We start from the raw sequence: 23,243 nt of genomic DNA on the forward strand, positions 1-23,243 counted from the left end.
GAACTCATGGCAAATTTAAACATTGATTTAGCTGGAATAAAATCACCTAATCCATTTTGGCTGGCGTCCGCGCCGCCAACAAATTCAGGCTACCAGGTTCAGAGAGCATTCGAAGCCGGTTGGGGTGGAGCTGTGTGGAAAACATTAGGGGAGCCTATTATAAATGTATCTTCAAGGTTTGCAGCGGTAAGCTTTAACGGTCAAAGGGTAGCTGGATTTAATAATATAGAGCTTATTACAGATCGTCCATTAGAAGTGAATTTGAAGGAAATCTATGAAACAAAGAAACGGTTTCCGAATCATGCAATCATTGCATCATTAATGGTAGAGCCTAAACAAGAAAAGTGGCATGAGATCGTAAAGAAGGTTGAAGATGTCGGTGTTGATGGACTGGAACTGAATTTCGGATGTCCACACGGAATGGCTGAACGGGGGATGGGATCTGCGTCCGGTCAGGTACCTGAACTTGTTGAGAAACAAACCCATTGGGCGAAAGAGGTAGCCAGGACACCTGTAATTGTAAAGCTTACACCAAACATTACCGACATTACAGTCACAGCTGAAGCGGCTGTCCGCGGTGGAGCGGATGCAGTAAGTATGATCAATACAATCAACAGTTTAGCGGGGGTTGATCTGGATTCCTGGAACACCATTCCTCATGTAGCCGGAAAAGGTGCTCATGGAGGTTATTGCGGACCTGCAGTGAAGCCGATTTCATTGAATATGGTTGCCGAATGCGCCAGAAATCCACGTATCAACGTTCCGATTTCAGGGATGGGAGGAGTCTCAAATTGGCAGGATGCCGTCGAATTTATGCTAATGGGAGCATCGGGTGTTCAGGTATGCACTGCTGCTATGCATCACGGTTTTAGAATTGTCGAAGATATGCTTGATGGCTTAAATAATTATTTGGATGAAAAAGGGATTGCTTCAGTCCAGGATATCGTCGGGAAATCAGTACCGAGATTTTCTGATTGGGGAAATCTTGATCTAAATTATAGTGTTGTGGCAAAAATCAACACGGATGTATGTATTAACTGTAATAAATGTCATATTGCCTGTGAAGATACATCTCATCAATGCATTGACATGCTGAAAGACCCTAAAGGAAACAGCTATTTAAAAGTGCGGGAAGAAGATTGTGTCGGTTGTAATTTATGTTCGATTGTATGTCCGGTTGATGGAGCTATTGACATGATAGAGGTTCCAAGCGGACATATGCCAATGACATGGAATGAACGTCAAGCGGTGGTAGGGAACCTATCCGAAGCTAGAGCAAACACGGCGAAATAATTCTGGAGGTATGAAAATGAATAAAATAATTCAAAATGGAACCATTGTTACGGCAACAGACACATATAAAGCGGATGTGCTTATACAAAATGGGAAGATCGCAGCTATAGGTAAAGGATTCGATACTAGCAGTGCAGAAGTAATTGACGCGAAGGGAAAGTACATTTTTCCCGGTGGGATCGACCCCCATACTCATCTGGAAATGCCCTTCGGTGGGACGGTATCAAAGGATGATTTCGAGAGTGGAACCATTGCAGCAGCGTTTGGAGGAACGACGACACTCATTGATTTCTGTTTGACCAATAAGGGAGAACCTCTTCAAAATGCAATTGATACTTGGCATGCGAAGTCTAAGGATAAAGCAGTCATCGATTATAGTTTCCATTTAATGATCGGGGAAATCAATCAAGATGTTCTATCACAGCTTCCTGAGGTGATGGATAAAGAGGGGATTACATCATTCAAAGTCTTTATGGCATATAAGAATGTGTTCCAGGCAGACGATGAAACGCTATTTAGAACCTTAATAGCCGCGAAGGAATTAGGGGCACTGGTAATGGTACATGCTGAGAATGGCGACGTTATTGAGTATTTAACCGAAAAGGCTTTAGAGGAAGGGAAAACGGAACCAATTTATCACGCGTTGACGAGACCTCCTGAACTGGAGGGTGAAGCGACTGGCCGCGCAGCTAAACTAACCGGATTGGCAGATTCCCAATTATATGTTGTACATGTATCCTGCTCTGATGCCGTTGAACAGATTTCAGCAGCACGAAGTAAAGGATTGAATGTTTGGGGAGAAACATGTCCTCAGTATCTTGTGCTTGATCAAACCTATTTAGAGCGTCCGAATTTTGAGGGAGCTAAATACGTTTGGTCTCCGCCCCTTCGTGAGAAGTGGCACCAAGATGTTCTCTGGAATGCCTTGAAAAGTGGCCAGCTGCAAACGTTAGGGTCTGATCAATGCTCATTTGATTTCCAAGGGCAGAAGGATCTTGGGAAAGATGATTTCACTAAAATCCCGAATGGCGGACCGATTGTTGAGGACCGAGTATCCATATTATTCTCAGAAGGAGTTGAGAAAGGGCGGATAAGCTTAAACCAGTTTGTTGATATCATGTCTACTCGAAGTGCAAAGCTGTTTGGTCTTTATCCTCAGAAAGGAACCATTGCAGTGGGTTCTGATGCAGATGTGGTCATTTTCGATCCAAGTGCTGAGAGAGTGATAAGCGCTGAAACTCATCATATGGCAGCAGATTATAACCCGTTTGAAGGCATGAATATAAAAGGTGAACCTGTTTCTGTATTGTCCAGAGGTGAATATGTCATTAAAGATAAACAGTTCGTCGGTAAGCTGGGAACCGGAAAGTATATTAAGAGAGCGAAATACGGTAAGCTTCTTGCAAGTGAAGAGAGTGAAGCACTCCAATCCTCTAAGTCTTAAAAACTTTAGAAAACAATGCACCTTAACTGTAGAACAACTCCTGCCGGGGGAGGGGAGACTGCCTCCCTCTGGCCTCTCTTGTCAAAGATTTGGTTTTGCCATTCGATGCAAACAAATAAGGGGTGTTCAAGATGAAGAAAAGTTATTTAAAGTCTCCTGATTTATTACCGATTAAAGAGAGCGAAAGAAAAATCACCAAGCTTGGCTATTCATTTATGTGGGTAGGAATGGTTGTGGTCCTTGCAACCTTCGCCATTGGAGGAGCCGGGGTCGTATCCCTGCCTCTGCCTCTTGTTGTGCTTGCCACCATTATTGGGTCACTTGCGATCGGTCTATTTATTACATTGACCGGGGATATCGGGATTGAGCATGGGGTGTCATTTCCAGTTTATATGAGAGCACCTTTTGGAACCCTTGGTACCCATATTCCTTCTGTAGTGCGAGGTCTGGCTGCATCAATGTGGTTTGGAATAAACACTTACTTTGGTGCAACAGCAATGAATGGTATTTTAAATATTTTATTTGGTTTTGATAATTGGTTTGTATGTTTCTTGATTTTTGCTGTCCTTCAATTAGTAAATACTGCTCTGGGGATCAAAGCGGTAGAAAGATTTGCCGACCTTGCTGCACCTGTCATCATTCTTATTTCTGTATGGATGTATTCTTCCTTGTCTGATTCAGCTGCTTCTCAAGGGAGAGACATTTGGAGCTGGGTTGAAAGTCCGGTAACAGGTGCTGCCACGTTTACGGCTTTCCTGGTTGTCATATTCAGTAATATGGGATTTTGGGCAACTCTATCTGCTGACATTCCGTCCATTTCCCGATTCATGAAAGCTCCAAAAAATGAGCGGAATTGGTTTAAGAGAAATAAAAGCTCGTTAATTGGTAACCTTGTAGCTCTTCCTATCACTCAATCATTTATGGTGTTAATTGGTGGGATTTCATATATTGCCGTACTAAATTATGATCCCGTTGTAGCTCTTCAAGAAGCAGCGAGCGGATTCGTTTTAGGGGTCCTTCTCCTGATGATCGTCCTGGCTCAATGGTCAACGAATATTGCTGCGAATATCGTTCCGGCTGCAACCATATTCTCTAATGTCGGGGGACCGAGATTTCCGTTCTGGGCAGGGGTTATTACAGCAGGTATCGTTGGGACACTTGTACAGCCATGGAATTTATTTGGTGTCATCATTCCGGTTCTCCTTTTTGTAGGGGGAATTCTGTCAGCAATCGTTGGAATTTTGATTTCAGACTATTACTTTATCAGGAAACGAAGAGTCAATGTACCTGCATTATATGAAGACAAAGGACAATTCAAGTATATGAAAGGAGTGAATCTTGCAGGGTTCATTTCATGGATTATTGGAGGGATTGCCTCCTATTACGTTCCAAACTTCTCATTTTTAGTCGGCTTCGGGGTTGGAGCTATTTGCTATTATGTATTGGCTAAATTCTGGTGGTTTAAGAAATACGCGCAGGCAGAACTGATTGATCCGAGTGATGAGAAATATCTTGGCTTGTCTGTCGGCCGCGATTGGGAAATTCAAGTCGACGAAGAAGTCATTGTATCAGACGAATCGCCAACAGGCACAAGTTTTTCTTAGAATCATGGAAGCAAGGTAGTTAAGGTAGTTCTTATCTGAAGATACGATAGAAAGGGTGTCGTCATGTCTGATTATCAAGAGTTTTTAAGTGAACGGGATAAAATTGATTTTCTCATTCAAAAAGGCTTTAAAATTGAGAAAATAACAGAGAACCTAAGTGGGGCATTTGTTCTGTTTAAGCATACTGAAAATAAAAGAAGTGCCACTCTTCATGTGAAAACGGCAAATGCACGAAAATATTTCTCAAATCTATTACTTCAAAACTAAAAGTTGAAGGGGGAAACTTGGATGAGTGACGTTATGGGACCTCATGAAGGAAAGGAACTGACACTCTTTCCTGGAAATATGCAAACGTCTGATGAGCTAATCGATTGGGTGTTAGCCGTTTTATCTTCACAAAAGCTATCAGATGAAGAAATAATGAAATGGTGGAGTGAAGAGATCCAGTTTGCAATCCCCTATATAGAAGAATAGAAGCAAAATGAAGGATTGGTTCCGCCAATCCTTTTTCTCCATTTTCCTAAGGCAGAACAAGAGGAGAGAAAAATGAAAAGTAATTACTATTTCTCAGTAGAAGATATTCTAGTAAGAAGGTACTTTGAACATGCTAAAGTGATTGCTGGGCACAATGGTCTCAGCCGTCAAGTTAAGTGGGTCCATGTAGTCGAAGTAACATCGATAAAGAATCTTCTTAACGGAAATGAACTGATCCTTTCTACAGGAATCGCTTTACAAGAGGAGGAGACCTTTCTTTCACTCCTTCATCAGTTAATTGAGAGTGAAGCAGCGGCCATTTGCATTGAACTTGATACAAATATTTCTACGATTCCAATTTCTGTATTAAAGTGTGCAGATGCATTTGATTTTCCTATTATCGTGTTTCAAAGGGAAGTTCCGTTTGTTAGTATAACTCAGGATATTCACTCCGTACTCATCAATCAGCAATACGACATGATAAAAAAACTGGATTCATATGCACAGGAGTTAAACAGGAGGCTCCTCGGCGTAAATCACTTCAGAGAGATCCTTCAGGTTTTACATAAGGAGCTTGCTGTCCCTGTACTATTTCAGCTAAAAGAGCAAGAGGTGGAAATCTATCCTCTCATGTGCTCACCTGATGAAGAGAGAATACGAAAATGTTATCACAGTCATAAAGATTCCCGTAATCATCATTTTGCCTCCACTAAAGTTATTCTATTTGACCAGGAATACGCAGAGTTATGTATATACAGAAGCGATCATCCTTTTAGCGAATACGAGCTCCTCATATTGGACAGAACTTCAACGGCGTTAGCACAGTATTTAATGAGAGAATTGTATTTTAACGAGCAAAAACGTTTAGAAGACTCTAAATGGATTACCTGTTGGCTAAAAGGAGAACAGTCCTATGAGAGACTATCCGCATTTTTAGGAGACTTAAATGTACAGGTCAATGGTGGTGTCGTCTGTATTTGCCAGACGAATAGGCTGAATCAACAAGAGCCGATTGATTTAACCTTTTTTAACCTTGTCACCAGAAGCATTTTTGAACAACAGGGTTTTCGTGTGTTACCCGAAAGAATAGGAAATGATCTCATTTTCATTCTTCTGGACACCAGGAGGACTGGAGATTGGAAATCGAGAGTCACCACTGCCTACGAAAAGATTCTTCAGTCTGATTTCTTTAAAGATTCTTCACAAACAGTATTTGCAACTGGCAAGTACCAAATGGAGACGATGGAAATTCACAAGAGCTATGAAACAGCTAAAGATAGTCTCATGTTTCAGTCAAAGGTGGATGCATCAAAAGCGTATTTTTTCTTTGATGATTTGCATTTATACAGGCTGATTTCAATTGTTAACAACAATGTTAATCTGTGGGAAATGATCGAAGAGTACCTCACTCCGCTCCTGGATTATGATCGTAAACATGATGGCAGTCTATTGAAGACGTTGAAGGTTTTCCTTGCATGTCAGGGATCAAAACAGGAAACATCCAAACAACTATTTATTGTAAGACAAACACTCTACCATCGCCTCAAAAAAATTGAAGATTTACTTGGAGATGATTTCATGACCTCTGATAAACGTGTGGCCATCGAGTTTCTCCTTGCTGCCCATGACTATTTGCAACCACTTAGCTCTTTGAAAAAGTCGAAGATTAATTAATTGTAAAATGTCAAATTGAGATATCAGGTTATTTTACACAATGTCTAATGAAACCACTTACAATTTCTTTCATAATAAAACTATAAGCTATACGACAGGTTCTACACCAATCAGAAAATTCCGATGAAAAAATAAGGAGGAACTGAATATGACGATCATAAAAAAAGACGTAGCTGTGTTAAAGAATTACATTGGAGGTGAATGGGTTGATTCTCTTAGCTCGCAGACCTTACAAGTAGTGAATCCTGCTACAAATGAAGAGATTGCAAGAGTTCCGATTTCTACTAAAGAAGACGTCGCTATGGCTGTGAAGGCTGCTAAGCAAGCCTCTCAAACGTGGAAGAAGACGCCGGTTCCAAAACGTGCCCGTATTCTATATAAATACCATTCCTTACTTTCTGACAATCATGAGGAGTTGGCCAAACTGGTTGTACAGGAAAATGGTAAATCATTTAAAGAGGCGTATGGTGAAGTGCAGCGGGGGCTTGAGTGTGTGGAATTCGCTTGTGGTGCACCGACTTTAATGATGGGTGAAACGCTTAGTGGTATTGCAGAGGATATAGATTCAGAAATGTTCCGCTATCCACTTGGTGTAGTGGGGGGGATCACGCCTTTTAACTTTCCTATGATGGTACCCCTATGGATGTTCCCGCTTGCAATTGCGTGTGGAAATACTTTCGTGTTGAAGCCATCTGAAAGAACCCCGATTTTAGCCAATAGGCTTGCAGAGTTATTAACAGATGCGGGAATGCCCGATGGTGTACTAAATGTCGTGCATGGTGCACATGATGTCGTAAATGGATTGATCGAGCATAAAGATGTCGCAGCCATATCCTTCGTCGGGTCTCAGCCGGTGGCTAAATATGTATACCAACAGGCTGCCTCTCATGGGAAAAGGGTGCAGGCATTATCCGGTGCGAAGAATCATCATGTTGTCATGCCTGATGCAGATATGAATAAAGCGGCTGAGCATATTATCAGTTCAGCGTTTGGCAGCGCTGGCCAGCGATGTATGGCGTGCAGTGCCGTAGTGGTTGTAGGGGATAATGAACCGTTTGTTAAAGCTTTAAGTAAAAAAGCAGATGAATTATGTATTGGTAACGGAATGGACGAAGAAGTGCTTCTCACTCCCGTCATTCGAAAAGAACATCGAGAGAAGACACTGGGGTATATTGACAAAGGCCTGCAGGAAGGCGCTTCCCTCATACGAGATGGGCGTAAAGAAATGGATGACTTCAAGGAAGGAAACTTCTTGGGTGCAACGATCTTTGACCATGTTTCACCGGATATGACCATTGCAAAAGAAGAAATGTTTGCCCCTATCCTCAGTTTGCTGAGAGCCAAGGATTTGGATGAAGGACTTGATTATATTCGTCAATCAAGATATGGAAATGGTGCTACGATTTACACAAAAGATGCAAAGGCTGTCCGACAGTTCAGAGAAGAAGCAGACGCTGGAATGCTGGGTATCAACGTTGGTGTTCCTGCGACAATGGCGTTCTTCCCATTTTCAGGGTGGAAGGATTCTTTCTATGGGGATATGCATGTAAACGGTAAGGACGGAGTAAATTTCTATACTAGGAAGAAAATGATCACTTCTCGATTTGATTTTTAATCTGAGTTAGGGGGAACTTTCATGGTGAAAGCAGGTCAATCTCAAGATGTATGGTTAAGGAATGATGAAAAGCTCATTTGGCATTCCATGAAACCATACAATCCTGATGGAACAATGGTCGTTACAGAGTCTGCCGGGTCTTGGATTACAGATAAAGATGGTCAAAAATTTCTGGATGGCATGGCAGGGCTATGGTGTGTAAACGTAGGATATGGTCGACAGGAATTAGCAGAGGCAGCTTATCTTCAGCTTAAAAAAATGGCTTACTTTCCACTAACACAAAGTCATCAGCCGGCTATTGAGCTTGCTGAGAAATTAAATCATTTACTAGGGGATGACTATGTCATTTTCTTTTCCAACAGTGGCTCAGAAGCCAATGAAACCGCCTTTAAGATAGCAAGGCAGTATCATCAGCAAAAAGGGGAACACGGACGGTATAAAATCTTCTCCAGATATAGAGGGTATCACGGGAATTCCATGGGGGCCCTGGCCGCAACAGGTCAGGCTCAGCGGAAATATAAGTATGAGCCGTTAGCTCCCGGATTTATCCATATCGCTCCACCCGATAGCTATCGCGATGAAACATCGGGGGGAAGTCCACATGAACTTCCTGGAGTGAAGGCAATTGATCAAGCAATGACCTGGGAATTAAGTGAAACAGTGGCTGCGTTAATCATGGAACCGATCATCACAGGGGGTGGGATACTCGTTCCACAAGATGAATATATGAAAGCGGCGAAAGAAGTCTGTGAGAAGCATGGTGCACTCATGATTGTCGATGAAGTGATTTGTGGGTTTGGACGTACAGGCAAGCCTTTTGGTTTCATGAATTATGATGTGAAGCCGGATATCATTACGATGGCTAAGGGGATTACCAGTGCGTACCTTCCACTGTCTGCAACAGCCGTGAAGCGAGAGATATATGAAGCGTTTAAAGGATCTGAGGAATATGATTACTTCCGTCATATTAATACATTTGGCGGAAATCCGGCAGCATGTGCTCTTGCCTTGAAAAACATTGAAATCATGGAGAGTGAGAAGCTTTTTGAACGCTCCGCTGATCTCGGTGAAAAGGCTTTGAACACGTTGAAAAATCATTTGCAAGATCATCAATATGTTGGAGATGTCAGAGGGAAAGGTCTGCTAATTGGAATTGAAATGGTAAGTAATAAGGATACAAAAGAACCTTTAGATATTTCTATGGTCAATGGAGTGATTGGGTACTGTAAGCAAAAAGGGGTAATCATTGGGAAAAATGGTGCAACGGTTGCCGGATACAATAATGTGCTAACATTATCACCTCCATTAAACATTGAGGAGGAAGATTTGGATCTGTTAGTATCAACCGTTATGAATGGAATCCGACAACTTCAATAATTTATAATTCCAGGGAAACATCTGCTTTGCAGATGTTTTCCTTTTTTCTCTTAAATTGAATTTTATGGTAAAATGAACGAGTAAGAATCAAAGGGGAGAGATACATAATGAGCATCATTTTCAAAGGTATTGACCATATTCAGTTTGCTGCACCAAAAGGCAGCGAAGGGGAAGCTAGAAAGTTCTTTGGTGAAATTCTTGGTCTGAAAGAAATACCGAAACCTGAAAACCTTCAAGGGAGAGGCGGTTGTTGGTTCCAATATGGACCACAAGAAATTCATGTAGGGGTACAAAATGATTTTGTGCCAGCAACAAAAGCACATCCAGGATTACTTGTTACAGATTTAGATGCACTTAGGCGTACCCTGATGGAGAAAGGTATCAGGATAAAAGAAGATACTCCGATTAACGGCAGAGATCGCTTTTTCGTCTCTGATCCATTTGGTAATCGAATTGAATTTCTAGAATACAATTAATAAGGAAAGCACCTCATGAATAAGGAGGTGCATTTTCATTCTAAGAACACTATTCTTGAATAGATTTATCCACATCTTTCTCGGAAGATAATTCTTGTGAAGCGCTAGGCACCTTCCTTTTTTCTACATTGATAAGATCGGAAGAATAAATCGAAGTGATAACTTGCCCACCAATTACTTTTGCACGGATGAGCAGTGGCTGGTTATAAGCGTTTCTAAAAGTGAAGTCGGGTCCATACCAGCTAACTGTAGCATCTCTTCCCAGAGGCACGTAAGGAACCCTCTTTGAATGATGATACCGTTCTAATATTTTTACACCTGCCTGGTCAACCGCATTAAATAAAGTGGATGATACCTGACAAATACCACCCCCAATATCTTCTGAGAGTTCCCCTTTTACAATCACGGGGGCTTTTTTATATCCCTTTTCTTTCGTTCTTTTTCCTACCACACCGTTAAAGGAGAATACTTCTCCAGGGAACACAACCGTATTATTGATCTTCTCTGTCGCTAGAACGATATTTTGAGTCCGTTCCTCATTATGCTTATTGAAATATGTGACGTATCTTCCAATAAGCTGTGTTCGGATGTGAGAAAGGATCTCACTGTCGACTTTGGGATGTATTGTCATAAGGGGTGCTTCCGTATTGATTGACCCTCTAGAAAAGAAGAAGGAATAAACCAGATCACGAAATCGCCGTTCATTAAGTTTGTAACCGGCTCTTTCTGAAATAATTTGATTTTTTTCATTGATATAAGCATTCTGAGGAGGGGTATAGACCTGATTTTGCACTTCTGAAACAAATTCCTCATATTGCTTTTCGTCCATTATTGGTTCATCCACCAATGGTATAATCAATGAATTTCGTTCTATCGAAATTGGCGCATGATTTTGAAATTGAATATGTAATTGATCTTGACCATTCATCACAGGAAACAGTAAAAGACCAATTGAACTAAGTTTAATCCAGAGCATATGAACCCTTCCTTTCGTATGTAGTATCGGTGGAAAAGGCTTCTTTCATGTTAAATCCTAATTGCCAAAAATTGATGGTTATGTATTTGCAGTTGTGATTAGAAACTAAGGAAAAAAAAGAGGTCTTTACATGCTTTATTTATTCAGGTTCATGATGGTTGTGTCTTTACTTTTTGCCTGCAGTGCTAAACCTGCGGGGGCAATGCCTAGTTTTACTGTAGAAATACTTCCGTGGGATCAAGTGAAAGAAATCATTCCTAAACAATCGTATTTTACGATCATTGATGTAGAAACCGGCCTTTCTTTCGAGGTACAAAGAAGAGCAGGAAGCAAACATGCGGATGTACAACCAATTACAAAAAAAGACACGAAAATCATGAAATCCATCTATGGAGGAAAATGGAGTTGGGACCGTCGTGCAATTCTCGTTTTAGTACATGATCAACTAATATCTGCCTCAATGAACGGAATGCCGCACGGAGCAGGCGCTCTCCAAAACAATTTTCCGGGACATTTCTGCGTGCATTTTTATGGCAGTACAACCCATAAGACACCAACACCTGATTTGGCCCATAAGATCATGATTTTAAAAGCGGGTGGAAAACTGGATGGGTTTCTATACAAATTAGACCCCTATGAGTTGATCAGCGTTATGGAGATTGCTTTCAATCAGCATGATCAAAAGTTACTTTCACAAGTGATGTTTGGAAGTAATGGGTCTGTGAAGGAGGCCCTTAAGAAAGTGAAACATATTGATATTACTCAAAGATCGATACTTCCTGTAGAGGATTTACCTGCACTGGTGGGGATGAAGATTCAGGTTAGAGTGAAATGGGTACGTTCCGATCAATCTCAGGACGAAAATGACGTTCAATTCATCATTCGGAAAGATGCGATTGAAGATCAATGGAAAATAGACGGTCATGCATTTCTTGAGGAAATGGAATAAGGGTCAATTCGAATACATTATTTCCCTCCAGTGGATGAATTCTTATTCTTTGTGAGCGTTTTTAATATGCAAAATAGGGAAAAGGGTATATAAATGAATCGTGGAGGGAACACACCGATGTTTGATTTTGTAATAAATTTAATTAAGGAGCTTGGGATGTGGGGATTATTCGCTGGAAATGCAATTGAAGCGTCATCCTTACCATTTCCAGGAGCTCTCGTGACGCTGACATATGGTTACCTTTTAGATCCATCATGGACGAAGCTGATCATATTAGCATTCACAAGCAGCTTGGTTTATACGTTATTTAGTTATATCCCTTATGGAATAGGATATAAATTAAAAGATAAAATCAAAGAAAAAACCAGCTCAAAGAAAATGGCTAAAGGTCAGAAATGGTTTCGGAAATGTGGCTTGTGGAGTATTGCCATCACGAGACCACTTGGCATTGGTAACTATATCTCTTATGTTGCAGGTATTAGTAAAGTGAACAAATGGAAGTTTGGCGGACTGACGTTTATCGGAATCTTTCCCATCACCCTCACGATGTTAATAGTCGGGAAGAATGGAAATCTCAAACATGTACAATCTTTGATGAGTAACATACAAACCTACCTTCTCATTGGAGGGGCTATACTGTTGATTGGTTTCTTTTCTTATAAATATTTTTTCAAGTTTAAGGAAAAAAACTCCAGCTGTTTGGACGATGAGTCAAGCATAGCAAAACAAGCCAAATAAGTAAGAAATAGATCCGCTTCTCATTCTAGAAGCGGATCTATTTTTTGAGTGAGTAAAGGAGGTACACACTAATCTTGAAGTTACCAGATCTGGTTTCCTCAATCTACTACATGCTCCAAACCTTTTACGTGTGATATAATGAATAGTCGAGAGATTAGTAGATTTACTTGGAAAGGTTTGAATGAAACCATGACACAATATACTCCAATGATAAAACAATACTTACAAGTAAAGGCAGAATACCAAGATGCCTTTTTATTTTTTCGTTTAGGAGATTTTTATGAAATGTTTTTTGATGATGCCATTGCTGCATCTCAAGAACTTGAAATAACGTTAACAAGTCGTGATGGGGGAGGAAAGGAACGTATTCCCATGTGTGGTGTTCCTTATCACTCTGCTCCTAACTACATAGAGCAGCTCATCGATAAAGGCTTTAAAGTAGCAATTTGTGAACAAACCGAAGACCCGAAACAAGCTAAGGGAGTTGTACGGAGAGAAGTTGTTCAGCTCATTACACCCGGTACGGTAATGGATGGGAAAGGCTTAAATGATAAAGAGAACAATTATATTGCTTCTGTGTCCGATTTTAATGACCAAACATACGGATTGTCTTATAGTGACTTAACAACAGGGGAATCAAAAGTGACATTAGTGACAGATGGCCTTCAAGCATTGTTGAATGAATTATCTACGATTGGTGCGAAGGAAGTTGTCATTCACCCGGATCTTAGTGAAGCGGTACAAGGCAAGATCAAAGAACGAAACGATGTTACCTTATCCTATGAGAAAGAAGCTGAAGCAAGAGAAGATTTCGCTCATCTCGTTGCCCCTTTAAAACAAGATAAACTAATAGAAGCTTCATCCATCCTTTTTCACTACCTCTTCCGTACACAGAAGAGAAGCCTTGATCATTTACAAGTAGTTGAGACATATCAGCTGCATCAATTTATGAAAATGGATTACTACTCAAAACGAAATCTGGAATTGACAGAAACGATCCGATCAAAAGGAAAGAAAGGTTCGCTTCTTTGGCTATTAGATGAAACGATGACGGCTATGGGAGCCCGATTACTAAAGCAGTGGATTGATCGACCACTTATTCATAAACAGGACATCGAAAAGCGTCAAACGGTTGTTGAAGTGCTATTGGAGCGATTCTTCGAGAGGCAGGACCTTAGAGAACGTTTAAAGGAAGTGTATGATCTTGAGAGACTGGCAGGAAGGGTTGCGTTCGGTAATGTGAATGCACGGGATCTGATTCAGCTGAAAAAATCGCTTCAGCAAGTACCCCTTTTAAAACATCTGGTGGAATCACTCGAAAATGAAGCAACCGATGACATCGTAAGCAAGCTTGATCCGTGTGAAGAATTAACAGACCTCCTCGAACAAGCGCTTGTAGAAAATCCTCCACTATCCATTAAAGAGGGAAGCTTAATTCGAGATGGGTATCATGAGGAGCTTGATCAATTCCGCGATGCAAGTAAAAACGGGAAGTCCTGGATTGCTCAACTCGAACGGGACGAGAGGGAACGAACGGGAATTAGGTCCCTTAAAGTAGGATTTAACCGAGTCTTTGGCTATTATATAGAAGTAACGAGAGCAAACCTTCAACACCTGGAAGAAGACCGCTATGAAAGAAAACAAACATTAACAAATGCGGAGCGATTCATCACCCCTGAGTTAAAGGAGAAAGAAGCGCTTATCCTTCAGGCTGATGAAAAAAGCGTTGATTTGGAATATGAACTGTTCATTGGAATTCGTGAAAGAGTGAAAGAATTCATTCCCCGCCTTCAGAAGCTTGCGAAGCTCGTAAGTGAATTGGACGTTCTTCAATGTTTTGCAACGGTCAGTGAAAAGCGTCATTACACCCGCCCTGTTTTTAATGACGAAAGAAGAATCCTGCTGAGGGATGGACGTCATCCAGTTGTGGAAAAGGTTATGGGTGCTCAGGAATATGTTCCGAATGACTGCTATATGGATCAAGAAAGAGAAGTCTTTCTTATTACAGGACCGAATATGTCGGGGAAAAGTACCTATATGAGACAGGTAGCTTTAACCAGTATTCTTGCTCAAATTGGCTGTTATGTTCCTGCGAGTGAGGCAAACCTGCCAATCTTCGATCAAGTATTCACACGCATCGGGGCAGCCGATGATCTGATTTCAGGTCAAAGTACGTTTATGGTTGAGATGTTAGAGGCGAGAAATGCGATCATCCACGCGACTCAGCAAAGTTTGATATTATTTGATGAAATTGGTCGCGGTACCTCCACTTATGATGGAATGGCACTTGCCCAGGCGATTATTGAATACATTCATGATCATATAGGAGCGAAAACCTTATTCTCTACTCACTATCATGAATTGACCGTTCTTGAAGAAGAACTACAAAAAGTGAAAAATGTGCATGTAAGTGCCATGGAACAGAACGGAAAGCTCGTTTTCCTTCATAAAATCAAGGAGGGGGCAGCCGACAAAAGTTACGGAATTCATGTTGCCGAGCTTGCTGAGCTGCCTAAGGTCCTGATAGAGAGAGCGAACGAAATCCTTCTTGAACTCGAGCGAAAGGAAGTGCCATCTTTTTCTAAAGAAGTGGCTGTAGCTAGGGAAACAGCTATTGATAAACAAAAACCAAATGAAGAAGAACTTGCCCAGCTTTCCTTCTTTACCGCAGAGAAACAGGAGAAAAAAGAAAATTTTACTTCTAAAGAGAAGAAATGCTTAGATGAGCTTAAAAAGCTGGATATTCTGGAGATGACTCCATTAGATGCAATGAACACCCTTTACGGAATCCAGAAAAAATTAAAAAACTAAAGGAGGTGAAACTGTGGTGAAAATATTTCAGCTTGATGATTCCCTCTCAAATAAAATTGCCGCCGGTGAAGTAGTGGAAAGACCGGCTTCTGTTGTGAAAGAGCTCCTTGAAAATAGCATAGATGCAGGCGGAACTGTGATCGAAATTCATATTGAAGAAGCAGGTTTACATTCGATACGAATCATTGATAATGGTGACGGAATTGAAGCAGACGATGTGAAGACAGCATTCAAACGCCATGCAACGAGTAAAATTAAAGACGAAAATGATTTATTCCGTATCCGTACTTTGGGATTTAGAGGTGAAGCCCTGCCCAGTATTGCTTCCGTTTCCCATTTTGTCCTGAAAACGAGCACGGGAGATGGTCCGGGTACATGTATCGAGCTTGAAGGTGGAGAAATTCATTCCCTTGAGAAAACGTCGTCAAGAAAAGGGACGGATATCACAGTTTCCCAACTGTTTTTCAATACACCTGCACGATTGAAATATATGAAAACCATTCATACTGAACTGGGAAACATTACGGATGTAGTGAACCGGATTGCCCTGGCGCATCCTAACGTTTCAATCAAGCTTCTGCATAACGGTAAATCTTTGTTACACACCAATGGTAATGGGGATGTCCTGCAAGTTCTGGCCGCTATCTATGGGATCGGAATAGCCAAGAAGATGGTGCCAATCCAAGTGAGCTCACTTGATTTCAAGGTAAAGGGCTATATCTCCCTGCCGGAGGTTACACGTGCCTCCAGAAATTATATTTCAACGATGATCAATGGGAGGTTTATAAAGAACTATGCTTTGGCGAAAGCGATCGGGGAGGGGTATCACACACTTCTTCCGATTGGGCGTCACCCTATCGTCCTTCTTAGCATAGAAATGGATCCGATACTGGTAGATGTGAATGTACATCCTTCCAAAATGGAAGTCCGCATAAGTAAAGAAAGTGAATTAAATACATTAGTTACTGAAGGAATCAAAAAGGTGTTTAAAAGAAGAGAATTGATTCCTTCAGGGTCCGTGGCACCAAGGGTTGTACAACCGAAATCAGAGCAAACGTTTATGAGCCTAGACCATTCGCATAAACCTCAACCGAAAGAAGAAAGTACGGGATTCAGAGGTGAGGTCCGTGAACGATTGCTTCCTAAGGAAGAGTTGGAAAAGCTTTATGAACCAGAACCACCAAGGGACGAATCCCATGAGGCAAAAATTCCTGTATCCGGTGAACCAGCAGTTCCGGACTTAATGGATTCCCTTGAGGAAGCAGTGGGATTCCAGGATACAAATGTGGAAGAAGTACTTGAAAAGGAAGGCCGCTCTCCTGGAGTTCCCCCGCTTTATCCTGTCGGCCAAATGCATGGTACGTATATCTTCGCCCAAAATGATCGTGGCCTATATATTATTGACCAACATGCAGCTCAAGAACGAATAAAATATGAGTTCTTTAAAGAAAAAGTGGGAGAGGTTGCGAAAGAGCTCCAAGAACTCCTGGTCCCACTTACTCTTGAATTTTCTACAGACGAGTATATTAAAATTAATGAATACCGCCATCTTCTGGAAGACGTTGGTGTGTTTCTGGAAGAGTTCGGCTACAATAGCTTTATTGTCAGGGCTCATCCTCAATGGTTTCCAAAAGGGGAAGAACAGCAAACCATCGAAGATATGATCGAACAGGTGTTAAAAATGAACCGGGTGGATATCAAAAAGCTCAGGGAAGAAGCAGCGATTATGATGAGTTGCAAAGGTTCGATCAAGGCAAACCATCATTTGCGAAATGAGGACATGCAAGCTTTACTGGATGAACTTAGAAGGACCAGTGATCCATATACCTGTCCCCACGGTCGACCGATACTTATCCACTATTCAACGTATGAAATGGAAAAGATGTTTAAACGTATAATGTAGGATCAGAACAGGGGGATGAACCAGCAGTAGTTCACCCCTGTTCTTTTTGTCTTTAACCAAAGTTGCTTTGGTGTTCTTTTTTAAGATGAAGATACTCTTCATCTTCTCTGGCAAGCTTCCACTTTGTTTCGAATACTGCTGCAGATGCAGCTTTCTCTTCGTCTATCTTTCTCTTCTTTAAATCTCCTTCTTTATTATACTTTTTCCCTCCTGGATAGTTGGCGTAACGTCGAGCTCTTGTATACCCCATTTGAAGAAACTTTCTGGCCATGTCCATTCCTACAAAATCATTTTCCAGTTTGTATTGGATAAACAACTCATATATCTTATTTGAAGATTCTTTGGCAATATCGGTGTTTTTAAAGCGCCAGTGGGGAAGGATTTCACTCTTATATGGTTCGACAAGTAATACACCCTGTTCCCCTCGTCCCACCCGATATTTTTCAGGCTGCTCCCGAAAATCAATCGTCTCGAAATCAAGATCATAATCAAATGCCATGTTCTTCACCTCCTGAATATCTTTTACCCCCCATGATCCATCGTCTAAACGAAGTTGTGTGCAGAAAAAAAGTTACCAGTAATAATGTTATGGTAACTAATTTCTTATTTAATAGCCCTTTCGTTTTTTACATATAGAATTTTTCAGAATGCATTTTAGTAGAAGGAATTCTTCTCACAAAAAGCTAATACTAAGATATAGTTATATTCAGAAAATTCAATATATGAAATAGGGGGAAATGGAATGAATGGAGGCATAGAGCTTCTAAGGGAGAAAAAGAATAAACGCCTTAAAATTATATTATGGACAGCGGGAACCATTCTGTTTATCATGCTTGGAGTCCTTATTTTTGCAAATTATTACATTGACAGATCGCTGCCTGTTACATCGGGTGCTATTTCATTAAAAGGTTTATCCCAAGATGTAGAAGTGATCAGGGATAAAGACGGCGTGCCCCATATTCTTGCTCAAAATGAAAAAGACCTTTATATGGCACAGGGTTATGTACAGGCGCAGGATCGTCTATTTCAAATGGACCTAAGCAGAAGACAGGCTTCGGGGCGATTGAGTGAAGTGGTCGGTGAGAAAGCAATTGATCGGGACAAGTTCTTCCGGACATTTGGTTTGCGGAGGGCAGCGGAGGTTTCATTTGCCGCATATCCGGATGAAGCCAAGCAGCTTCTCGAATGGTATGCCGATGGGGTAAACGCTTTTATGCAAGAAGCCACAGATGAAGGAAGGCTCCCTATTGAATTCACTCTGCTTGGCTATAAACCTGAAAGATGGACTCCCATCGATTCATTAACCATCGGTAAGTATATGGCATTTGATTTAGGGGGCCACTGGCAAGGACAGGCTTTCCGGTACTGGGCATTAGAAAACCTGCCAAAAGATAAAGCGTATGATTTGTTCCCTTCATACCCTGAAGACGCTCCTACCATCCTATCAGAAATAGGAGAAGTTCAGGTTGATATGGAGCAATCATTTGCCAGTGCTGTCATTCCACCGGAGTTTAATGGGAGCAACAACTGGGTGGTAAGCGGAGAGAAAACAGCCAGTGGTAAGCCCTTTCTAGCAGACGATCCCCACCTCTCATTGGGAACTCCTTCCATATGGTATCAGATGCACCTGGAATCACCACAAGTCAATGTGAGTGGAGTGATTTTTGCCGGTATTCCAGGGATCATCCTTGGTCATAATGAGCAAATTGCGTGGGGGGTAACAAATACGGGACCTGATGTTCAGGACTTATATGTAGAAAAACAAAATGATGAAGATCCTTCTCTGTTTTTATATGATGAAAAGTGGGAAAGGGCAACGATCATAGAAGAGCCCATTAAAGTAAAAGATGGTGACACCATTCCTTATAAAGTCACAATCACAAGACATGGACCGGTGATTTCAGAGTTTTCTCATCAAAATGAGAGTGGAAAGGTGCTTTCAATGAGATGGACAGCACTTGATCCAAGTCTGGAACTTCTCGCAATCCTTAACATCAATAAGGCAAAGGATTGGGATGAATTTGAAGAAGCCTTAAAGGACTTCCATGTTCCTACCCAAAATTTCGTATTTGCCTCAGAGGATGGGACGATTGCGTATAAGGCAAATGGGAAAATTCCAATCAGGAAAAAAGGGGACGGACTTCTCCCTGTTCCCGGGTGGGATCCTGATTATGAATGGGAAGGATTTATACCATTCGAAGAGCTTCCCAAAGTCATCAATCCAGAATCGGGTTTCATTGCAACAGCAAATAATAAAGTGGTTTCCGAAGAATATCCATATCACATTAGTCATCACTGGGCTCAGCCATATCGGTACATGAGAATATCTGAGTATTTAGAAGCAAAAAAGGATATCGCTCTTTCCGATATGAAAGACCTTCAAATGGATCAGATGAATTTACATGCACGTGAAATGGTTCATATTCTGATTGAAGATATGGAAAGCGGCTCATTAACAGCTAAAGAAAAAGAAGCTGTTGAGTTGCTGAAGTCCTGGAACAATAAAGATGATAAAAAACTAGCTGCTCCACTTGTTTTTCACCAATGGATGAACGAAATTTCCACTGGTCTATTTAAAAAGGAAATTCCAAAAGATATGATGAAACTGTTTGAAGGCCGTCAAAGTGTCGTGGATGAACTCATTCGGAAGGCTCATAACGGAGAGGAATCTCAGTGGTTTGTGGACAGGGGAGGATACAAGACTTTCCTGACAGCTTCACTTACCCAAGCATTAGACGAGCTGGAAGAAGAATATGGTTTTTCAATGAACGAGTGGGAGTGGGGAATGTATCATAGAGTATACTTTGAACATCCTTTATCGGGAGCATCTTCAGTTTTGAAATGGTTCTTAAATGACAGAGATCCTGTGGCAGTGGGAGGAAGTAGAGTGACGGTGGGAGCTGCAAGCTATAATGAGAGTGGAATCGTCAATCATGGTGCTTCATGGAGATTTGTTATCGATACAGAGAACATGAACAATGGCTTTCATATTGTAGGCCCTGGACAAGCGGGTCATTATAAGAGTGAATGGTATCATAATCAAATTAATGCATGGATTAATGGTGACTATCATGGAACCTCAATCTCCAACCCAAGTGGAGACACGTTAAAATTAAAAGCAGAATAACTAACTAAAACTGCTTGAAGGATTCCTTCAAGCAGTTTTACCTGTTCCATAAACGGGTACATTGACATCAATAAAGAAGGGAGGCAGAAAAAGTTTAATCTCTGAGAATAATAATAAAAGAAATGGACAAACTAGCAAGATGTGATTTCACAACATCTATCATTATGGTACGATAATATGTAAAGAATCATTTACATAGAAAGCAGTGAACGTATGACAAGATATGAGAAAGAGAAAGTGATTGTTCTTATTGGTCCGACTGCTGTAGGGAAAACCAATACAAGTATAGAACTTGCAAAGAGGTTTAAAGGGGAAATCATCAGTGGTGACTCCATGCAAATCTATAAAAGAATGGATATCGGTACCGCTAAAATCACCCCCGAAGAAATGGAAGGCGTCCAGCATCATTTACTTGATATTAAAGATCCTGATGAATCCTTTTCTGTAGCTGAATTTCAGCAGCTTGTCCGAAAAAAAATATCGGAAATACACTCTCATGGGAATATCCCTCTTATAGTAGGGGGGACAGGACTTTATATTCAGTCTGTTCTATACGATTATCAATTCACTGAAACTCCAGGTGATGAACACTATCGCGAGGGGCTGGAAGCAAGCCTAGAGAAGAATGGTTCCGGGTGGCTTCACGATCAGTTATTATCCGTGGATCCCGTATCAGCAGGGAATATTCACCGGAATAATACCCGCCGTGTTATTCGAGCATTGGAAATCTATCATTGTACTGGCAAGACAATGTCTGAGTATCAAGAAGCGCAATCCCAGGAGCTGCAGTACGATGTTGCTTTAATTGGATTAACCATGGATCGGGATAAACTTTATAAAAGAATCAACCTTCGTGTTGACTTAATGATGAAACAGGGTCTATTAGAAGAAGTTAAAGGGTTATACGATGAAGGTATAAGGGATGTTCAGTCTGTTCAGGCCATCGGATACAAGGAGCTTTATGATTATTTCGATGGTGAAGTCAGCTTGGAACGAGCAACAGAAAACCTAAAGCAAAATTCCAGAAGGTATGCAAAGCGTCAACTGACATGGTTCAGAAATAAAATGGATGTGGCCTGGTTCGATATGACAGATGAGAATCAGCACGCCGAAATTATCGAGGATATTTCAGAATTTATTGCAGGAAAGCTTCAATTAAAGTCGAATAAGTAATGTAGAGATAGAAGAGGAGGACTAACCATGAAACAATCCATTAATATCCAAGATCAATTCCTTAATCAATTGAGAAAAGAAAGCTCACTATGTACGGTATTTTTATTAAATGGCTTCCAAATCCGTGGTCAAGTGAAAGGTTTTGATAACTTTACCGTGCTGTTTGAATGCGATGGAAAACAGCAGCTTGTATATAAACATGCCATTTCAACATTCGCTCCACAGCGTAATGTCCAAATAAATTTTGAAGAGACAACCAATTAATTGTGAAAAAGCTTTCGAAAGCTGCCTCTAGGGGCAGCTTTTTTTGTAGTTATTATCGGATCCTTTTCTCATAAACGCCATGAATCTGAGTAAGGATTAACAGAATTAGTTAATGAAAAGAAATGTAATTGAATAGGATGATAAGAGAGGCTTTTTTTACGTCCCTCACTTACAATGCTACAAACTAGTTTTTAACAGCTATATAATGATGAACCTGTTGTAACATAAACGAAGCAAAACACTCCGTATTTCTTTTTATTTCTCGGGAAAGCGCAGGAATAGACAGAATTCTTCATATTTGTCGAAAAAATAGGTGAAGTATAGGCGTTTGTCACCCTAAAATCCTCAGGAGCGTATACTGTCTTTAGAATAGTGAGGTGAAACCTTTGGATCAACCAATGAGAATGAAAAATAATGGTCAAATCAGCATTGTATTGAATTCTCAAAAACGGAGTTCAGTACGAGATACGTTGAGGCATGAATCTCTTCCTCAGTCTCTCCCTCAAGAGCATGTCGCTTTAAAAGAAATAGAAGAAGAACTCGGATCTCTTGTGGGAATGGAAGAAATGAAAAAAATGGTGAAAGAAATTTATGCATGGATATATGTCAATAAGAAACGTGAAGCAATGGGGTTGAAAGCAGGAAAACAAGCACTTCATATGATGTTCAAAGGAAACCCCGGTACAGGTAAGACGACCGTAGCAAGAATCATTGGAAAACTGTTCTTGAAAATGAATGTACTTTCTAAAGGACATTTAATAGAAGCAGAGAGAGCTGATCTGGTCGGTGAATATATTGGACACACAGCTCAAAAAACAAGAGACCTTGTCAAAAAAGCCCTAGGAGGCATTTTATTTATTGATGAAGCGTATTCTCTCGGCAGAGGCGGAGAAAAGGATTTCGGGAAAGAAGCGATTGATACACTTGTCAAACATATGGAAGATAAGCAGCATGAATTTATCTTGATTCTGGCAGGATATTCGAGGGAAATGGATCACTTTCTCACCTTGAATCCAGGACTGCAATCACGATTTCCTCTCGTATTTCATTTTCCTGATTATTCAGTTGATCAGCTGATGGAAATTGGCAGAAGGATGTTAGAAGAGAAGGAGTATTTATTAAGTCACGATGCAGAAAGAAAGATAAGGGAGCATCTTCATTCAGCTAAAAATACACTATCTCCCATGGCATTTTCAAATGGAAGATATGTACGGAATGTATTAGAAAAGTCAATCCGTGCTCAGGCAATGCGCCTCCTAATGGAAAATTGCTATGATCGACATGATTTATTAACCATTCGCAGCAATGATCTGGTGTTTAACAAAGCTTCTTCTGAATGACCATA

At 40.8% G+C, this 23,243-nt stretch carries 19 protein-coding genes; 17 read left to right on the plus strand and 2 right to left on the minus strand.

Going from position 1 to position 23,243, the window contains the following annotated elements; genetic code table 11:
* Positions 1-6: 6 nt before the first annotated feature.
* The 9 genes from preA (at position 7) to AAEM60_RS10410 (ending at position 9,957) form a co-directional block, all read left to right on the plus strand.
* Positions 7-1,293: an NAD-dependent dihydropyrimidine dehydrogenase subunit PreA gene (preA, locus tag AAEM60_RS10370; protein ID WP_299741020.1), complete on the plus strand. Its 1,287-nt coding sequence runs from the start codon at positions 7-9 to the stop codon at positions 1,291-1,293.
* A gap of 16 nt (positions 1,294-1,309) precedes the next feature.
* Positions 1,310-2,737, plus strand: coding sequence for a dihydropyrimidinase (hydA, locus tag AAEM60_RS10375; RefSeq protein WP_299741022.1), 1,428 nt, complete (start codon positions 1,310-1,312; stop codon positions 2,735-2,737).
* A 131-nt stretch (positions 2,738-2,868) separates the two neighbouring features.
* Positions 2,869-4,341, plus strand: a complete 1,473-nt coding sequence (locus AAEM60_RS10380) for an NCS1 family transporter (RefSeq protein WP_299741024.1) — start codon at positions 2,869-2,871, stop codon at positions 4,339-4,341.
* A 63-nt stretch (positions 4,342-4,404) separates the two neighbouring features.
* Positions 4,405-4,608 (plus strand): hypothetical protein, encoded by a 204-nt coding sequence (locus tag AAEM60_RS10385; RefSeq protein WP_113968125.1) that lies wholly within the window; start codon positions 4,405-4,407, stop codon positions 4,606-4,608.
* Positions 4,609-4,629: 21 nt separating this feature from the next.
* On the plus strand, positions 4,630-4,815 hold the full coding sequence (locus tag AAEM60_RS10390; protein ID WP_299741026.1) for a hypothetical protein: 186 nt from the start codon (positions 4,630-4,632) through the stop codon (positions 4,813-4,815).
* A gap of 72 nt (positions 4,816-4,887) precedes the next feature.
* Positions 4,888-6,489, plus strand: coding sequence for a PucR family transcriptional regulator ligand-binding domain-containing protein (locus tag AAEM60_RS10395; protein WP_341357877.1), 1,602 nt, complete (start codon positions 4,888-4,890; stop codon positions 6,487-6,489).
* 148 nt (positions 6,490-6,637) lie between these two features.
* Positions 6,638-8,104 carry a CoA-acylating methylmalonate-semialdehyde dehydrogenase gene (locus tag AAEM60_RS10400; RefSeq protein ID WP_299741030.1) on the plus strand — a complete coding sequence of 489 codons (1,467 nt, stop codon included), beginning with the start codon at positions 6,638-6,640 and terminating at the stop codon, positions 8,102-8,104.
* A 21-nt stretch (positions 8,105-8,125) separates the two neighbouring features.
* Positions 8,126-9,481, plus strand: a complete 1,356-nt coding sequence (locus AAEM60_RS10405; RefSeq protein WP_299741033.1) for an aspartate aminotransferase family protein — start codon at positions 8,126-8,128, stop codon at positions 9,479-9,481.
* Between the two features lie 107 nt (positions 9,482-9,588).
* Entirely contained in the window at positions 9,589-9,957 is a 369-nt protein-coding gene (locus AAEM60_RS10410) for a VOC family protein (protein ID WP_299741035.1), read from the plus strand.
* 49 nt (positions 9,958-10,006) lie between these two features.
* Here AAEM60_RS10410 and AAEM60_RS10415 read toward each other — a convergent pair whose 3' ends face one another.
* Positions 10,007-10,933: a VanW family protein gene (locus AAEM60_RS10415; RefSeq protein WP_299741037.1), complete on the minus strand. Its 927-nt coding sequence runs from the start codon at positions 10,931-10,933 to the stop codon at positions 10,007-10,009.
* A 130-nt stretch (positions 10,934-11,063) separates the two neighbouring features.
* Between AAEM60_RS10415 and AAEM60_RS10420 the strand changes: the two genes are divergently transcribed.
* The 4 genes from AAEM60_RS10420 (at position 11,064) to mutL (ending at position 17,334) form a co-directional block, all read left to right on the plus strand.
* Positions 11,064-11,882 (plus strand): hypothetical protein, encoded by an 819-nt coding sequence (locus AAEM60_RS10420; protein WP_299741039.1) that lies wholly within the window; start codon positions 11,064-11,066, stop codon positions 11,880-11,882.
* Between the two features lie 117 nt (positions 11,883-11,999).
* On the plus strand, positions 12,000-12,620 hold the full coding sequence (locus tag AAEM60_RS10425) for a VTT domain-containing protein (RefSeq protein WP_341357878.1): 621 nt from the start codon (positions 12,000-12,002) through the stop codon (positions 12,618-12,620).
* Positions 12,621-12,809: 189 nt separating this feature from the next.
* Complete coding sequence (gene mutS, locus AAEM60_RS10430) at positions 12,810-15,431, plus strand: DNA mismatch repair protein MutS (protein WP_341357879.1); 2,622 nt, start codon at positions 12,810-12,812, stop codon at positions 15,429-15,431.
* Between the two features lie 13 nt (positions 15,432-15,444).
* Entirely contained in the window at positions 15,445-17,334 is a 1,890-nt protein-coding gene (gene mutL / locus AAEM60_RS10435; protein WP_341357880.1) for a DNA mismatch repair endonuclease MutL, read from the plus strand.
* A gap of 52 nt (positions 17,335-17,386) precedes the next feature.
* Here mutL and AAEM60_RS10440 read toward each other — a convergent pair whose 3' ends face one another.
* Positions 17,387-17,833: a DUF4385 domain-containing protein gene (locus AAEM60_RS10440; protein ID WP_299741047.1), complete on the minus strand. Its 447-nt coding sequence runs from the start codon at positions 17,831-17,833 to the stop codon at positions 17,387-17,389.
* 255 nt (positions 17,834-18,088) lie between these two features.
* Between AAEM60_RS10440 and AAEM60_RS10445 the strand changes: the two genes are divergently transcribed.
* The 4 genes from AAEM60_RS10445 (at position 18,089) to spoVK (ending at position 23,238) form a co-directional block, all read left to right on the plus strand.
* Positions 18,089-20,461 carry a penicillin acylase family protein gene (locus AAEM60_RS10445; protein WP_341357988.1) on the plus strand — a complete coding sequence of 791 codons (2,373 nt, stop codon included), beginning with the start codon at positions 18,089-18,091 and terminating at the stop codon, positions 20,459-20,461.
* A gap of 213 nt (positions 20,462-20,674) precedes the next feature.
* A complete protein-coding gene (gene miaA / locus AAEM60_RS10450) occupies positions 20,675-21,634 on the plus strand; it encodes a tRNA (adenosine(37)-N6)-dimethylallyltransferase MiaA (RefSeq protein ID WP_299741049.1) in 960 nt (319 codons plus the stop codon).
* A 27-nt stretch (positions 21,635-21,661) separates the two neighbouring features.
* The gene (hfq, locus tag AAEM60_RS10455) at positions 21,662-21,898 is read left to right on the plus strand and encodes an RNA chaperone Hfq (RefSeq protein ID WP_299741051.1); all 237 of its coding nucleotides are present in this window, start codon (positions 21,662-21,664) and stop codon (positions 21,896-21,898) included.
* Positions 21,899-22,284: 386 nt separating this feature from the next.
* Positions 22,285-23,238, plus strand: a complete 954-nt coding sequence (gene spoVK / locus AAEM60_RS10460) for a stage V sporulation protein K (protein WP_299741054.1) — start codon at positions 22,285-22,287, stop codon at positions 23,236-23,238.
* The last annotated feature ends 5 nt before the right edge of the window (positions 23,239-23,243 follow it).

The organism is Rossellomorea sp. y25 (assembly GCF_038049935.1).
GTDB lineage: Bacteria > Bacillota > Bacilli > Bacillales > Bacillaceae_B > Rossellomorea.

Bases quoted from the DNA above. Each gene is read 5' to 3' on its own strand.
- preA (WP_299741020.1), top strand. From the start codon at position 7: ATGGCAAATTTAAACATTGATTTAGCTGGAATAAAATCACCTAATCCA.
- hydA (WP_299741022.1), top strand. From the start codon at position 1,310: ATGAATAAAATAATTCAAAATGGAACCATTGTTACGGCAACAGACACA.
- AAEM60_RS10380 (WP_299741024.1), top strand. From the start codon at position 2,869: ATGAAGAAAAGTTATTTAAAGTCTCCTGATTTATTACCGATTAAAGAG.
- AAEM60_RS10385 (WP_113968125.1), top strand. From the start codon at position 4,405: ATGTCTGATTATCAAGAGTTTTTAAGTGAACGGGATAAAATTGATTTT.
- AAEM60_RS10390 (WP_299741026.1), top strand. From the start codon at position 4,630: ATGAGTGACGTTATGGGACCTCATGAAGGAAAGGAACTGACACTCTTT.
- AAEM60_RS10395 (WP_341357877.1), top strand. From the start codon at position 4,888: ATGAAAAGTAATTACTATTTCTCAGTAGAAGATATTCTAGTAAGAAGG.
- AAEM60_RS10400 (WP_299741030.1), top strand. From the start codon at position 6,638: ATGACGATCATAAAAAAAGACGTAGCTGTGTTAAAGAATTACATTGGA.
- AAEM60_RS10405 (WP_299741033.1), top strand. From the start codon at position 8,126: ATGGTGAAAGCAGGTCAATCTCAAGATGTATGGTTAAGGAATGATGAA.
- AAEM60_RS10410 (WP_299741035.1), top strand. From the start codon at position 9,589: ATGAGCATCATTTTCAAAGGTATTGACCATATTCAGTTTGCTGCACCA.
- AAEM60_RS10415 (WP_299741037.1), bottom strand. From the start codon at position 10,933: ATGCTCTGGATTAAACTTAGTTCAATTGGTCTTTTACTGTTTCCTGTG.
- AAEM60_RS10420 (WP_299741039.1), top strand. From the start codon at position 11,064: ATGCTTTATTTATTCAGGTTCATGATGGTTGTGTCTTTACTTTTTGCC.
- AAEM60_RS10425 (WP_341357878.1), top strand. From the start codon at position 12,000: ATGTTTGATTTTGTAATAAATTTAATTAAGGAGCTTGGGATGTGGGGA.
- mutS (WP_341357879.1), top strand. From the start codon at position 12,810: ATGACACAATATACTCCAATGATAAAACAATACTTACAAGTAAAGGCA.
- AAEM60_RS10440 (WP_299741047.1), bottom strand. From the start codon at position 17,833: ATGGCATTTGATTATGATCTTGATTTCGAGACGATTGATTTTCGGGAG.
- miaA (WP_299741049.1), top strand. From the start codon at position 20,675: ATGACAAGATATGAGAAAGAGAAAGTGATTGTTCTTATTGGTCCGACT.
- hfq (WP_299741051.1), top strand. From the start codon at position 21,662: ATGAAACAATCCATTAATATCCAAGATCAATTCCTTAATCAATTGAGA.